The sequence below is a fragment of the Niveibacterium sp. COAC-50 genome, assembly GCF_013184235.1.
GTDB lineage: Bacteria > Pseudomonadota > Gammaproteobacteria > Burkholderiales > Rhodocyclaceae > Niveibacterium > Niveibacterium microcysteis.
On the sequence record NZ_JABCJM010000009.1, the window covers coordinates 89,065 to 102,511 of the forward strand.

General features: G+C 63.8%; 12 protein-coding genes. 1 reads left to right on the plus strand and 11 read right to left on the minus strand.

Annotated features, from left to right (window positions below):
- Positions 1-17: 17 nt before the first annotated feature.
- From HH302_RS21310 to HH302_RS21335, 6 genes are all read right to left on the minus strand, one after another.
- Positions 18-1,412 (minus strand): bifunctional serine/threonine-protein kinase/universal stress protein, encoded by a 1,395-nt coding sequence (locus HH302_RS21310; protein ID WP_172204911.1) that lies wholly within the window; start codon positions 1,410-1,412, stop codon positions 18-20.
- Positions 1,412-2,155 carry a metallophosphoesterase family protein gene (locus HH302_RS21315; protein WP_172204914.1) on the minus strand — a complete coding sequence of 248 codons (744 nt, stop codon included), beginning with the start codon at positions 2,153-2,155 and terminating at the stop codon, positions 1,412-1,414. The genes HH302_RS21310 and HH302_RS21315 overlap by 1 nt, the downstream gene beginning before the upstream one ends.
- A gap of 28 nt (positions 2,156-2,183) precedes the next feature.
- Positions 2,184-2,372, minus strand: a complete 189-nt coding sequence (locus HH302_RS21320) for a hypothetical protein (protein WP_172204917.1) — start codon at positions 2,370-2,372, stop codon at positions 2,184-2,186.
- 99 nt (positions 2,373-2,471) lie between these two features.
- Positions 2,472-4,145 carry an MFS transporter gene (locus tag HH302_RS21325; protein WP_172204920.1) on the minus strand — a complete coding sequence of 558 codons (1,674 nt, stop codon included), beginning with the start codon at positions 4,143-4,145 and terminating at the stop codon, positions 2,472-2,474.
- Positions 4,146-4,293: 148 nt separating this feature from the next.
- Positions 4,294-5,793, minus strand: coding sequence for a sensor histidine kinase (locus tag HH302_RS21330; protein ID WP_172204923.1), 1,500 nt, complete (start codon positions 5,791-5,793; stop codon positions 4,294-4,296).
- Positions 5,780-6,454 (minus strand): response regulator transcription factor, encoded by a 675-nt coding sequence (locus HH302_RS21335; RefSeq protein WP_172204926.1) that lies wholly within the window; start codon positions 6,452-6,454, stop codon positions 5,780-5,782. The genes HH302_RS21330 and HH302_RS21335 overlap by 14 nt, the downstream gene beginning before the upstream one ends.
- Before the next feature lie 490 nt (positions 6,455-6,944).
- On the opposite strand from HH302_RS21335, the gene HH302_RS21340 reads away from it, so the two are divergent.
- A complete protein-coding gene (locus tag HH302_RS21340; RefSeq protein ID WP_172204928.1) occupies positions 6,945-7,490 on the plus strand; it encodes a hypothetical protein in 546 nt (181 codons plus the stop codon).
- 82 nt (positions 7,491-7,572) lie between these two features.
- On the opposite strand, the gene groL is transcribed toward HH302_RS21340, so the two are convergent.
- The 5 genes from groL to HH302_RS21365 form a co-directional block, all read right to left on the minus strand.
- A complete protein-coding gene (gene groL / locus HH302_RS21345) occupies positions 7,573-9,216 on the minus strand; it encodes a chaperonin GroEL (protein ID WP_172204931.1) in 1,644 nt (547 codons plus the stop codon).
- A gap of 48 nt (positions 9,217-9,264) precedes the next feature.
- The gene (locus HH302_RS21350; protein WP_172204934.1) at positions 9,265-9,555 is read right to left on the minus strand and encodes a co-chaperone GroES; all 291 of its coding nucleotides are present in this window, start codon (positions 9,553-9,555) and stop codon (positions 9,265-9,267) included.
- Positions 9,556-10,078: 523 nt separating this feature from the next.
- Positions 10,079-10,309, minus strand: a complete 231-nt coding sequence (locus HH302_RS22815) for an antitoxin Xre/MbcA/ParS toxin-binding domain-containing protein (RefSeq protein ID WP_371814752.1) — start codon at positions 10,307-10,309, stop codon at positions 10,079-10,081.
- Between the two features lie 511 nt (positions 10,310-10,820).
- Positions 10,821-12,023, minus strand: coding sequence for an ammonium transporter (locus HH302_RS21360; RefSeq protein WP_172204940.1), 1,203 nt, complete (start codon positions 12,021-12,023; stop codon positions 10,821-10,823).
- Between the two features lie 180 nt (positions 12,024-12,203).
- Positions 12,204-13,427 carry a murein transglycosylase A gene (locus tag HH302_RS21365; protein WP_172204943.1) on the minus strand — a complete coding sequence of 408 codons (1,224 nt, stop codon included), beginning with the start codon at positions 13,425-13,427 and terminating at the stop codon, positions 12,204-12,206.
- Between the last annotated feature and the right edge of the window lie 20 nt (positions 13,428-13,447).

Here is a 13,447-nt window from a genome sequence, read left to right on the forward strand (position 1 = left end):
GCGTGGCTGCCGCCGCGTTAGCGCGGGCGGACGATGGTGACGCTGCAGGGGGCGTCGCTGATGACCTTGTCTGCCACCGGCGGCAGGATGTTGCGGCCGACCAGATTGGGCGGCGGCGCGCCAATCAGGATGTGGTCGACGCTGTTGCCGCGCGCATATTCGAGCAGGCCGTCGGCGGGGTCGGCCGCCTCCAGCACATGGAAAGTGATGCGGCTCGCCGGCAGGGCGATCGGCTCCGCCCAGTGGCGCAGCTGGATCAGCTGTTGAAGATGCAGGCGCGGCCCGCTGGTGGCCTCGTCTGAGGTCCCCATCACCGGCTGCGGCTTGCTCACCGTTACGCATGCCACGCGCGCGTCAGGCATCGCCTGCGCGAAGCGGCGCACCGCATTGCGAATCGCCTGTTGATGCTTTTCGTTGGTGTAGGCAGTGGCCACGGCCACCATGATGATCGGCGCATCGCTGGCGCGAGCGGCCGGCGCGACCGTCACGTCAGGCTCGTAGCCAAGGCCGACGATCCAGTTGCGCAACCGCTGCAGCGCGCCCTGCCGTCGCGTCCAGCGGCCGCGCTCGGTGATGGCGACCTGATCCGGATGCTGCAACTCGAAGGCCAGCTGCTTTGCGCTGGCGAGCCGGCGCTCGATGTTCACCTCGAGGCATCGGTAGATCGTTTCCTGCAGCGCTTCAGACAAGGCGGGCACACGAGCGCGCGGCGGCACCGGGCTCTCGCGCAAACGCTTTCGCATGCCACCGGGCGAGCTGGGTGCGCCGAACGGATAGCTGCCGGTGGCGAATTCGTAGAGCATCACCCCCAGCGCGAACACGTCGCTGCGCGCCTCGCTGCGGATACCCAGCACCTGTTCGGGTGCGATGTATGGCGCCGAGCCGAGCGGGCGACGAAACTCTTCCGCGAGCAGATCCGGCAGGTGGGCATGACGCGCAAGCCCCAGGTCGATCAGTACCGCACGGCCGTCGGGGCGCAGGATGATGTTGGAGGGCTTCAGGTCGAGATGGATGACCTCTTGCTCATGCAGCTGCTGCACCGCGTTGGCAACCGCCGCGCCGATGCGGCGCACCTCGGTCTCGGCGAGCGGGCCTTGATCGAGCAGATCAGACAAGGTCAGCCCTTCAACATGCTCCATCACCAAGTACGGGCTGCGCTCCAGATCGCCCACCGCGTAGAGCTTTGGCACCGGGCCGCCGTCGAGCGCTTCGAGCACCATCTGTTCGACTTCGAAGCTGACCACGGTGGCACCAGGCTCGCCTTGCCCCAGGCGAGGCACTTTCATCACGGCGGGGCCAGGCAAGTCGTGACGCGACACGCGGTAGATCACGGCCATGCCGCCCGCATGCAGGCGTGATTCAACACGGTAGCCGTCGATCTCGTCGCCCGGCGACAGCTCGGTCGCAAGCATCAGGCGAGCCCCTCGATCTGCAACGCAAAGCGTTCGGCGAGCCCGGCGCGGCGTATCTTGGCCGCGGCACTTGCTGTGTCGTAGGGCACGCGGTGATAGCTCAGGCGAGCGCGACTGCGATCGAACATCGCGTACCAGGCGCCGGTGCGGCCGTCGCGCGGCTGGCCGCAGGACCCAACAATACCGAGCCAGCTGCGATGCCGCCCGACCGGAATGCCGAAGCCCGGTGTCGGCATGAATGGCGTCAGCCGCCCGTCGGAGCCGACGTAGTACAAGGTCGGATCATGCACGTGGCCACAGAAGACATAGCGCGTACCCGCCGCCAGCAGACTGGCGCGCGCATCGGCCGCGCTTGCAACGTAAGGAAACAGCTCGGGGTATTCCGCGCTGGCGTGCACCCAGGTGACGTCGTCGTCCCTCACCACCAGCGGCAACTGTGCGAGGAAGGCTCGCTGTTCGTCGTTAAGCTGCGGAATGGTCCATTCGATCGCGGCCTGCGCCTCGTCGTTCATCGGCTCCTGGCTGCGACCGACGGCTGCGGCATCGTGGTTGCCGAGCACGGCAACATGAAGAGATGCCCCCAATGCGAGGATGCGATCGATCACCGGGCCGGGATCGGCACCATAGCCAACCAGATCGCCGAGCACCGCAAAGGCGTCCGCCCCCTCCTGCCGCGCATGCTCAAGACAGGCGTCGAGCGCCTCGATGTTGCTATGGATATCGGCAAGCAGCGCGAGTTTCACGACGCCCCCAGGGCAGCGCAGCCCAGGATCACTTGTTCATCAGTTTGATCACCAGCCACAGCGCAAGTCCGACGAGGACCACGCCGCCGAGCACAAGCATCAACTGGCCACCGGAGATCTCCATCTCACCCACGGCGCCGGTGCCGGAGTCGCCGCCGGATGCCAGCGCCATCATCGGCGAGCATAGCGCCATCGCGGCAGCGGTGCGTAGATTCATTGGGATACGAAGCATCCGCTTCATCGTGCGTACTCTCCAAAAAAACCGCCCGGCACGAGCCGGGCGTTGAATCGGGGCGGGCACGCCCGCCCCGTTGCATCACGCGTGGTGAATATCGCGGTCCTTGGTTTCAGGCATGAACAGTGTGCCGATCACAGCGGTCATCACCGCGATCACGATCGGGTACCAGAGGCCGTAGTAGATATCGCCCGTGGCCGCCACCATCGCGAACGCCACCGTCGGCAGGAAGCCGCCGAACCATCCGTTGCCGATGTGATACGGCAGCGACATCGAGGTATAGCGGATTCGCGCCGGGAACAGCTCGACGAGCCAGGCGGCAATCGGACCGTACACCATGGTCACGTAGATCACGAGGATCGTGAGCAGCAGCAGCACCATCGGGATGTTGGTCTTGGCCGGGTCGGCCTTGTCCGGGTAGCCGGCCGCCTTCAGGGCTGCGCCGAGTTCCTTGTCGAACGCGTCCTTCTTGGCCTTGGCTTCGTCCTTCGGCAAGCCGGTGCCCTCGTAGGCGGAGATCACGGTCGAGCCGATCTTGATCTGCGCCACTGCGCCCGGGGCAGCCGCCTCGTTCGAGTACGGGATGTACTTCTTCGCCAGCGCACCCTTGGCGATATCGCAGGAGCTGGTGAACTTGGCTTTGCCGACCGGGTCGAACTGGAATGAGCAGGCCTTGTCGTCCGCCACCACGACCACCGGGCTGGCCGCCTGTGCGGCGAAGATGTCCGGGTTGCCGTACTGGGTCAGCGCCTTGAAGATCGGGAAGTAGGTCAGCGCCGCCAGCACACAGCCGATCATGATGATCGGCTTGCGACCGATCTTGTCCGACAGGCCGCCGAACACGATGAAGAACGGCGTGCCGATCGCGAGCGAGCCGGCGATCAGCAGGTTGGCGGTCATCGGGTCGATCTTGAGCGTCTGCAACAGGAAGAACAGCGCGTAGAACTGGCCGGTGTACCAGACCACCGCCTGACCTGCGGTGCCGCCAAGCAGCGAGAAGATCACCACCTTGAGGTTTTCCCAGCGCGCGAAGGATTCGGTCAGCGGTGCCTTGGAGGCCTTGCCCTCTTCCTTCATCTTCTTGAACACCGGCGACTCGTTGAGCTGCAGACGGATGTAGACCGACACGATCAGCAGCAGCACCGAGATCAGGAACGGAATCCGCCAGCCCCAATCCTCGAACTCATCCTTGCCCAGCAGCGTGCGGCAGGTAAGGATCACCAGCAGCGACAGGAACAGGCCCAGCGTAGCCGTGGTCTGGATGAACGAGGTGAACAGGCCGCGTTTGCCTTTCGGCGCATGCTCCGCGACGTAGGTGGCCGCGCCGCCGTACTCGCCGCCGAGTGCGAGGCCTTGCAGCAGACGCAGCGAGATCAGGATCACCGGCGCCGCAACACCGATTTGCGCATAGGTGGGCAACATACCGACGATGGCCGTCGAGATACCCATGATCAGGATCGTCACCAGGAAGGTGTACTTGCGGCCGATCATGTCGCCAAGGCGGCCGAACACGATCGCGCCGAAGGGGCGCACCGCAAAACCGGCAGCAAACGCCAGCAAGGCGAAGATGAACGAGGTGGTCTCGTTCACACCGGCAAAGAAGTGCTTGGCGATGATGGCCGCCAGCGAACCGTAGAGATAGAAGTCGTACCACTCGAACACCGTGCCGAGGGATGACGCAAAGATCACCTTGCGTTCCTCGGCAGTGATGCCACGAGCCTGCGGCTCGATAGCCATGCTGCCAACTTGTGCCATGTCTCCTCCAATTGGGTTGGTGCTGCAGTCGCCCCGTCTTTCTAGACGGATGTACGACGGACGCAGGCTAGGAGGGCTGACTTACGGGCGACTTACGCTGCAATGCACCAAAAAACGAGCGCTGGTGCGGGTTTACGCAGAACGGCGGTCATTCGCCCATGGCTTGCGGACGCGGCCCGACGGGTTCGCCGGCGCGTGGAAATTCGATCAGGAATCGCGTGCCGACGCCGCCCGGGCCGTGTTCGAGGCGAATCGTCGCGGCGTGCAGATCGGCAATCTCGCGCACGATCGGCAGCCCTAACCCGCTGCCTTCCACGCCGCTGCCCAACACGCGGTAGAAGCGCTCGAAGACGCGTTCGCGATCCTCCTCGGGGATGCCAACACCATCGTCCTGCACCCCGAGCAGCGCAACACGCGGGCGCTCTGCATCGTAGGCCGAGAACACCGTGACATGGCCACCCCGCGGCGTGTATTTGATCGCGTTGTCGATCAGGTTCTTCAGCATCTCGCGCAGCAACACCGGCATACCGTCCACCGCAAGCGGCCAGCCGGTCGTCTCGACGCCCAGATCGACGCCCTTGTGCAGAGCGCGTGGCACGAACTCGGTTGCCACTTCGCGCACCAGCTGCTCCAGGTCGATCCGCTCGAGGCCGCTGCGGCCGTGCGAACTCGCCTCGGCGCGGGCCAGCGCAAGCAGCTGGTTGATCAAGTGCGCGGCACGCTCAGCGCCGGTGTGAATGCGTTGCAGGGAGTCGCGCAGCGCCTCGGGGTCGTGTTCGGACAAGGCCAGTTCGGTCTGCATCTTCAGCCCGGCAAGCGGCGTGCGCATCTGATGTGCCGCGTCTGCCACAAAGCGTTGCTGAGCCTGCAGGTTCTCGTCGAGGCGCTGCATCATGTCGTTGAACGCGATGATCAAGGGCCGCACTTCCTCCGGCACGCTTGCAGGCTCGATCGGCGAAAGATCGGCCGGGCGGCGCCGGCGAATCAGCGCCTGCAGCCGGTTGAGCGGCGCAATCCCGCGCGTGAGGCCCAGCCACACCAGCACCACCGTCGCCGGAATCACAAGAAACTGCGGCAACAGCACACCGGTGACGATGCGTGAGGCGAGCGCCTCGCGCTTGTTGCGCGTTTCAGCGACCTGCACGATCGCCTCGCCCTTGCCGTCCGGCAGCAGAAAGCGGCGGCGCGCGATGCGCACGTCCTCGCCCGCAATTTCGAGGTCGGCGAAATGAAGGGCGCGCGCGGGGTGTTCGTCGTCCTCCGCCGGTTCAGGTGGTGGCGGCGGTAGCTCGACATCCCCCACGACCAGTTCGCCGCGCGGGCCAATCACCTGGTAGTAGATCGCGTCTTCTTCGTCGGCACGCAGCAGTGCGCGCGCCGGCGCCGGAAAGTTCACCGTCACCCGCCCCATCGCGTCGACCTGCATCAGCCTTGCAATGGCGGCGACGTTCGCTTCCAGGGCCCGATCGTAAGGTTTGTCGGCAATGCCCTGCGCGACATGGTGGGTGGCGATAATCGAGATTGGCCACAGGAACAGCAGCGGCGCGAGCATCCAGTCGAGGATCTCGCCGAACAGGGAATACGGCGGGCGTCGCCCTCCCGCGCCGCCCTTGGACGACGCGGAGCCGGGCCATCTAGGTAGCCGCATCCGGCTTTTCAAGGCAGTAACCGAGCCCGCGCACCGTGGCGATCTTCAGGCCTGACGGCTCCAGTTTCTTGCGCAGGCGATGGACGTAGACCTCGATCGCGTTGTGCGAGACCTCCTCGCCCCATCCGCACAGATGGTCCACCAGCTGCTCCTTGCTCACCAGGCGCCCGGCGCGCAGCAACAGCGTTTCCAGCACGCCGATCTCGCGCGCGGAGAGCTCCACAACCTGGCCACTCACCATCACGACGCGGTCGGCCTGGTCGTAGGACAGCGCCCCGAGCGTGATGCAGCGCCCCTGCCCGGTGCCCCGCCGCGTCAGAGCACGGGCGCGCGCTTCGAGTTCGGGCAGCGCGAAGGGCTTGGTCATATAGTCGTCAGCACCGGCATCGAGCCCGCGCACACGCTCTTCGATCGCATCCTGTGCGGTGAGAATCAGAACCGGCGTGGTCGATTTGCGCCCACGCAGGCGCTTGAGCACTTCGATGCCCGGAAGTTTTGGCAGGCCCAGGTCAAGCACCACCAGGTCGTATGACTGGCTGGCGAGCGCGGCATCGGCCTCGCTGCCGGTTGGCACATGATCGACCGCGAAGCCGCCACGTTTGAGCGCGCGAATCAGCGCATCGGCAATGATCTCGTCGTCTTCAGCGAGCAGGATTCTCATGGGATGCCCCGGGAGCCGCACTGGCAGGACGCCAGCGCGCTGCGAACGGCAGTTTAGCACCCACCCCCCTTGAGGCGTCACAGCACCTTCGGGGCGCCGGAAGGGCGAAAAAAAGCCCCGCACGAAACGCACGGGGCCTCAGGAATGTTTGGCCACGTGAGGGCAGCCGTTTTCGATATTACTGTTGCGTGCCCGCAAATCAAGAGGCAAATCGCGGCGGGCTCCCTGCGGCTGTTTGTGCGAGCCGTTCTCATCAGCACCAAAGCCTTGTCGCGCAAGGTTAGGCAATCCCAGAATTTGCAAAACGCATACCCTTCATCGATCATTGCGCCCATACGCCAGCGGATTGCATTTGTCGTATTCCCGCAACAACGCCGCGTTAAGCCGTTTCGACGCCGTCGCGGCGCGGCATTGCGCCGGGCCGCAGAAGCAAGCACAGTAAGAAAAGAAAGAGGCGCATACAACGATGTGCGCCAGCGAGAGAGACAACATGAGAGATACCGTCTTCTTCAAGACTGAGGCCGGCGCGCAGGAGATCACCGCGCGTCAGATCCGCCTGCATCCGCGCGTGCGCTCCCTGCTCGTGCTGATCGACGGCAAGCACCGTGCAGGCGAACTGCTCGATACACTGCAGACAATCGGGGTCACCGAGGACAGCTTCCGCGAACTGATCGGCCACGGGCTGATCGCGGGTACCGGGGCCGAGGCCAACGCCCCGCCTGTTGCAATCGAAGCGTCGCCCGACGCGCCAGACACCGAAATCCCCGCCGCAGCCGGTGAAGATGTGGCGCAGGCGGCGCCCGCCGACGAGCAGGAGCAGCGCCGCGCGCTGTACGCCTATTTCAACCTGCATATCCGCGAAACGCTGGGGCTGCGCGGTTTCATGCTGCAACTGCAGGTCGAGAAGGCCGAAACGCTCGCCGACTACGCTGCGATCCGCGACCAATTCCTCGCCGCAGCGCGCAAGTCCAAAGGTGAAGTGGTGGCGGCTGCCATGCAAGCCGAACTCGATCGCCTGCTCGCACCGCCCGCCTGAGCCTGCCGCAAGCGGCGTCCCAAAAAAGAAACCCCGCCGGAGCGGGGTTTCTTCATTCAGCCGTTCGGATGAACCGGGGCAATTACATGCCCATGTCCATGCCGCCCATGCCGCCCATGCCGCCAGGCATGCCGCCGGCCGGCTTGTCTTCCGGCAGTTCGGCAACCATCGCGTCGGTGGTCAGGATCAGCGAAGCGACCGAAGCGGCGTTCTGCAGCGCGGTGCGGGTCACCTTGGCCGGATCCAGCACGCCCAGCTCAACCAGGTCACCATAGGTGCCGTTCGAAGCGTTGTAGCCGTAGTTGCCCGAACCTTCCAGCACCTTGGCGATCACGACCGACGGCTCGTCGCCGGCGTTCGCAACGATCTGGCGCAGCGGCTCTTCGATCGCGCGCAGCACGATCTTGATACCAGCGTCCTGGTCGGCGTTGTCGCCCTTGATGGCGCCAACCGCAGCGCGGGCGCGCAGCAGGGCAACGCCACCACCGGCAACCACGCCTTCTTCAACGGCGGCACGGGTTGCGTGCAGCGCGTCTTCGACGCGGGCCTTCTTTTCCTTCATTTCGACTTCGGTCGCAGCGCCGACCTTGATCACCGCAACACCGCCGGCCAGCTTGGCCTTGCGCTCTTGCAGCTTTTCCTTGTCGTAATCGCTGGTCGCGGTTTCGATCAGGGCGTCGATCTGGGCCACACGAGCCTGGATCGCTTCAGCCTTGCCGTTGCCGTCGATGATGGTGGTGTTTTCCTTCTCGACTTCGATGCGCTTGGCTTGGCCCAGGTCGGCCAGGGTAGCCTTCTCGAGCGTCAGGCCAACTTCCTCGGCGATCACGGTGCCGCCGGTCAGGATGGCGATGTCTTCGAGCATGGCCTTGCGACGGTCGCCGAAGCCCGGGGCCTTGACGGCAACGGTCTTCAGGATGCCGCGGATGTTGTTCACCACCAGGGTCGCGAGGGCTTCGCCTTCGACGTCTTCAGCGATGATCAGCAGCGGACGGCCGGCCTTCGCCACTTGCTCCAGCACCGGCAGCAGGTCGCGGATGTTCGAGATCTTCTTGTCGAACAGCAGCACGAAGGGGTTGTCCAGAGCGGCGATCTGACGCTCCTGGTTATTGATGAAGTACGGCGACAGGTAGCCGCGGTCGAACTGCATACCTTCAACGACATCCAGCTCGTTGTCGAGCGACTTGCCGTCTTCGACGGTGATCACGCCGGCCTTGCCGACCTTGTCCATCGCGCTGGCGATGATGTCGCCGATCGAGCTGTCGGAGTTGGCCGAGATCGAACCGACCTGGGCGATTTCCTTCGAGGTGGTGGTCGGCTTGGCAGCCTTCTTCACTTCGGCGACCAGGGCGGTGACAGCCTTGTCGATACCGCGCTTCAGGTCCATCGGGTTGTGGCCCGACACGACCAGCTTCATGCCTTCGCGAACGATGGCCTGGGCCAGCACGGTCGCGGTGGTGGTGCCGTCACCGGCGTTGTCCGAGGTCTTGGAAGCAACTTCCTTGACCATCTGCGCGCCCATGTTCTCGAACTTGTCCTTCAGCTCGATTTCCTTGGCGACGGAGACGCCGTCCTTGGTCACGGTCGGGGCGCCGAACGAGCGCTCCAGCACCACGTTGCGACCCTTCGGGCCGAGGGTGACCTTGACCGCGTTGGCCAGGATGTTGACGCCATTGACGATCTTGACGCGTGCGTCGTCGCCGAACAGAACTTGCTTAGCGGGCATTGTGTAGCTCCTGAATACTCTGGAATTTCAGACCGGGGAACGGGAGGCTCAGGCCTCGACCACGCCCAGGATGTCTTCTTCACGCATGACCAGGACTTCCTGGCCATCGACCTTGACGGTCTGGCCGGCGTACTTGCCGAACAGCACACGGTCGCCAACCTTCAGATCAACCTTGCGCACTTCACCGTTGTCCAGGAACTTGCCCGGGCCAACTGCGACGACTTCGCCCTGGTCCGGCTTCTCGCCTGCGGAATCAGGGATCACGATGCCGGATGCGGTGGTGCGCTCGGCTTCGATGCGCTTGACGATCACACGGTCGTGCAAAGGACGGATCTTCATCAGGTCACTCCTCGTACGTAGTACGTTCAATGAATCGGGCCGGCGAACCGGCCCCGAAAAAACGGTAGCGGCGGGGTGCGCTTGCGCGCCATGCTGTTAGCACTCACCCCTGACGAGTGCTAATAATAGGTGCGACCTCCCCCCTTTTCAAGTCGCGATCTTCATGTCGATGCGAATTTAGTCCGAGAGGATTGAAGCCCAATGCAAGAGCCTCCCCAACAGCTGCAGTGCGTAAAGAGTCGAGAAGTGCGAAAGCCCAACCTGTGCTTGGTATTGGAGGGCCGACGACCTAAGAACTAGTGTTGGTGCGGGTTAGCCCACGACGGAGGCCAAGAAAGCGATTGAATTTCCGCCGTTCGGTGCTCACGGTGCAAAATGAAATCGTCTTGTTGCGCCTAGAGCCACACTCCTTCGGAAATGCCTTCGATGAGGCACAACGATGGACGCCGGGTGGCGCCCAATTAGCAAGTCACAGGATCGCCCTTTGAGCAATCAACTAGGCGCAGGCACGAAATGCGTCTAGTTACCGCTCCACGCTAATCAAGCCCTCGATAGAACCCACGGCGTCCCGAGGGCGCTGCCCGCTCAGACTCGGTGCCGCCCCGTGAAACCAAAGACGCGCTTCACAGTCATTGCCCCCTACCAGGGCGTGGAGTGCACGGTACGCACTGGCGAGATGGAGCGCGAGATCCCAAGTTTTCGATTTCATCTTAAGCCGCGGAGCCACGGTGCCAGCGGTCACCGCCGCACGCATTCTGGAGACGGTCTCTCGACTCAGCCGTAGGATCTGGGCCAACTCAGAGGAACTGAACTCCAGTCAGGAGGCGGCATCAAACATTGCCTTCAGCACGGAGACCTCCGGAGAGTCCTTGTCCACATCTGGACCCTCGTCATACTGAGCATCCATAGCGAACGTCGGGAATGTGACCTCACAAGCGTGTCTGTGCTCAGCGCGCGAAGGGCCCAAGCCGCACTTGGATAGGGATCACTGGTGTCGTCGCAACGGCATTTCGAGAACCCAGAAGAGTGACCGCCCAGCAGTGAAAGCCAGCCCAAGAACATCCGACACGTGCTCGTGCAGCGGTCGGCGTCACTCTGGCCGCCCCCGCGGAACAGCCTCGAACCTTCCACGATCGCTTCCGAAATACACACAAGCGCCTACAAATTGAAAAGCCCGGCACATGCCGGGCTCTTCATTGGTGGAACTACTATATTCGGACGGGTGTTGTTCTCGTCCGACAGACCTAGTTTTCTTCCGATCACCACTACCAAAGGGTTTCGCGTTCCGCGGTCGCCGAGATCTTGTGGATCGACAAGTCAGCGCCGTTGAATTCCTCCTCGGCATCGAGGCGAATTCCAACGACCAGCTTGAGCAAGCCATACACCGCCGCCCCGCCCACCAGCGCGACAACGATGCCGCCCAGCGTGCCGAACACTTGAACCGGCAGGCTGACACCGCCCAGGCCACCAAACGCCTTGCTGCCGAAGATGCCAGCCGCAACACCGCCCCAAGCGCCGCAGAGGCCATGCAGCGGCCACACGCCCAGCACATCGTCGATCTTCCAGTGGTTTTGCGTCAGCGTGAACATCCACACAAACAGCCCGCCCGCAATTGCACCCACGAACAGGGCACCGATCGGATGCATCAGGTCAGACCCCGCACAGACCGCCACCAGACCGGCAAGCGGACCGTTGTGAACGAAGCCCGGGTCGTTGCGGCCGGCAGCCAATGCTGCAAGCGTGCCGCCAACCATCGCCATCAGCGAGTTCACCGCGACCAGACCGGAGATCTTGTCCATCGTCTGCGCGCTCATGACGTTGAAGCCGAACCAGCCGACCACCAGAATCCAGGCGCCGAGGGCGAGGAACGGAATATTCGAAGGCGGGTGCGCGGCAACAGCGCCATCCTTGTTGTAGCGACCGCGGCGAGCGCCGAGCATCAGCACTGCCGCCAGGCCAATCCAGCCACCCACCGCGTGCACCACCACACTGCCGGCGAAGTCATGGAACTGCACGCCAAAGCCCGCTTCGAACCATTTCTGCACGCCGAAGTTGCCGTTCCACATGATCCCTTCGAAGAACGGATAAACGAAGCTGACGATCAGGAACGTCGCGCCCAGCTGAGGTAGGAAGCGCGCACGTTCAGCGATGCCGCCCGACACGATCGCCGGAATCGCCGCAGCGAAAGTCAGCAGGAAGAAGAACTTCACCAGGTCGTAACCGCCGCGCTGGACGAACGTCTCCGCGCCAGTGAAGAAGTGAATGCCGTAGGCGACGCCGTAGCCAATGAAGAAATACGCGATCGTGGATACGGCGAAGTCGGTGAGGATCTTGACCAGGGCGTTGACCTGGTTCTTCTTACGCACCGTGCCGAGTTCCAGAAACGCGAAGCCGGCGTGCATCGCCAGCACCATGATGGCGCCCAGCAGAACGAATAGAACGTCGCTGGATGTCTTGAGTTGCTCCATGAGGGGCTCCATAACGAGATGGCGCACCAACAAGCAACAACCGCACCAATTTGGCGTTTACTATAAAATCAATAACTTACGCCATTTCGGCTGACTGCAGCATGCATGCAACGCATTGGCGCGGTGCATGAGCGATGAAATTGCACCGTCGTCGTGCATTGCATCGCTCCTGCGCACGAGTCAGGTGCCTGGCTTCGCCCCAGGAGGGGTCTGCCCCTTCGGCCATAGCACCCACATTTGGCCACGGCTGCGCATCTTGCCGGCCTGCGCGCCGGCCTCAGCGCCAAACCCCCAGTAGAAATCCGCGCGCACGCCGCCTTTGATCGCACCCCCGGTGTCCTGCGCCACCACGAGCCGTTGCATCGGTTTGTCAGTGCCCGGCGCAGTCGTTGCAAGAAACACCGGCGCGCCAAGCGGCACGCTGCGCGTATCCACCGCAATCGATCGCCCCGCCGTCAGCGGCACACCTTGCGAGCCGTTCGGGCCATCGCCGTTCGCCGGCTGTTCGCGGAAGAATACGAAACTCGGGTTCGCATTGAGCATTTCAGTGAGCCGACCGGGGTTAGTACGCGCCCAGTTGCGGATGCCCTCCATACCCGCCTGCTCGAGCTTCAACTCCCCCTTGTCGATCAACCAGCGGCCGATCGACTGATACGGATGGCCATTCTGGTCGGCATAGGCAATGCGAACACGGCTGCCATCCGCCAGCTGCACCTGGCCGGAGCCCTGCACCTGCAGGAAGAAGAAATCGATCGGGTCGGCAGCCCACAGCAGAACCTTGTCGCCCAACTTGTCCGGGCGGGCCTCGATTTGCGCTCGCGAGTAGTAGGGCACCACCTTGCGGCCCTCCAGCCGACCGCGCAGCCGCATGTTCTTCAACTCTGGATAGATCTCGCCCATATCGATGATCAGCAAGTCGTCCGGCACCGCATAGACGGGCGTGTCGTACGACTTGGATCGGGTGCGGCTGCCGCGGATCAGCGGCTCGTAGTAGCCGGTGATCAAACCCTCGTTCGATCCATCCGGGTTCACCACCCGCCACGGCTGCCATTCGCGCTCGGCAAAGGCGCGCACCGCAGCGGCGCTGGGTTTCTCGCCCAACTCGCGGGCCGCCTGGCAACTGGCCTGCCACGCGGGCGCCTTCATGGCCCGGCATGAGGAAAGCATCGCAACCCAGGCTTGCGACACATCGTCGGCGCCCCAGCCCGGCAGGTCGCTCCAGCTTGCCGGCTGCAGCGGATCGGCCTTGGGCTTCTCGGGCGGCTTCTCCGGCACGGTCGGGCAAACCGGGCAGGCCGGGCATTCGGCGGCGGTGGGCGCCGTCTCCGGCACCGTTGCACACGCGGACAGCAGGGCAAGCAACACGGGAACAGCGGTATGCAAGGCGGGGCGGGTGCGAAGCATCGTTCGGCTAAACTTGTGAG